Origin of the sequence: Protofrankia sp. Cr1 (assembly GCF_963555865.1) — a bacterium.
Classification (GTDB): domain Bacteria; phylum Actinomycetota; class Actinomycetes; order Frankiales; family Frankiaceae; genus Protofrankia.
Genome location: NZ_CAUVXO010000397.1, coordinates 1 through 1,195, shown reverse-complemented (window position 1 = coordinate 1,195; position 1,195 = coordinate 1). Strand labels below are relative to the sequence as shown.

Annotated in this window: 1 protein-coding gene; it reads left to right on the top strand. The window is 68.7% G+C overall.

Annotated features, from left to right (window positions below):
• The first annotated feature begins 23 nt into the window (after positions 1–23).
• Positions 24–1,082 (top strand): site-specific integrase, encoded by a 1,059-nt coding sequence (locus U9980_RS22225; RefSeq protein ID WP_322769705.1) that lies wholly within the window; start codon positions 24–26, stop codon positions 1,080–1,082.
• Positions 1,083–1,195: the final 113 nt, after the last annotated feature.

The following is a 1,195-nucleotide window of genomic DNA, read 5'->3' as shown; positions in this document are numbered from 1 at the left end:
GGCCTTCCGTTGGACGGTGCCTGATGGCGACGAAACGGTGCCGCGGAAACGGCGAAGGAGCGATCTACAAGGGTTCGGATGGCCGCTGGCGCGCCACGGCGGATCTCGGCTGGGTCGGCGGGAAACGGCAACGTAAGTACCTGTCGGGCCGGACCCGCGCCGAGGTCGCCGAGAAGCTGCGTACCCTGCACCGGCAGCAGGAGGACGGCATAAAGATCGTCATTGGTGACAAGCCGCTGACGGTCGAGCAGTGGCTGACGTACTGGGTCGGTCACATCGCGCCGGGACGGGTCCGGCCGTCGACGTTGGCGACCTACCGCGGGTATGTCCGCAACCGGATCAGTCCGGTCCTCGGGCGGTACCGGTTGGACCGGCTTGAACCCGAACATGTCGAGGCGTGGCGTAACGGGCTGCTTTCCGGTGGGCTGGCGGCGGCGACGGTGTTGCAGTGCTTCCGCATCCTGAGCCGGGCGCTCAAGGTCGCCGTACAGCGGGGCAAGGTTCCCCGCCGCAACGTCTGCACCCTGGTGGACGTCCCGTCCGTCGTCCGGGAGGAGGTGCGGCCGTTGACCGCCGGGCAGGCACGTGCGGTGCTGACTGTCGCGGTTACCCGGCCGAACGGGGCGCGTTGGTCGGTGGCGGTGGCGCTCGGGCTGCGCCAGGGTGAGGCGATCGGTCTGCCGTGGGACGCGGTCGATCTGGACGCCGGGACGTTGACCGTGCGGCAGGCGTTGCAACGTCGCCCCTGGCAGCACGGCTGTGACGGCGATCCGTGCGGACGAAAGCGGGGTGGGAACTGTCCGCAGCGGCATGGCGGTGGGTTCTTCATCGTCCGGCCGAAGAGCCGCGCCGGCCGGCGCACGATCACCCTTCCGCCTCCGATGGTCACGGCACTGCGCGCTCACCGTGAACGTCAGGATGCCGACCGGGTCACGGCCGGGGACCTCTGGGACAACGAACACGGGCTGGTGTTCACCCGGCCGGACGGGCGTCCGATCGACCCGGCGGCGGACTGGCGGGAATGGAAAGCCCTTGCCAAGGCTGCCGGTGTGGCTGCCAGGGGTGATCGACGATCACGATAGAGATCGGTTACGGGTCTGTGACCTGCGCAGCTGCTGTGGGGCGGGTGGGACTCGAACCCACGACCGACGGATTATGAGAGCCGCCCCCGTGATGTTTCGACGTGCCATTGATT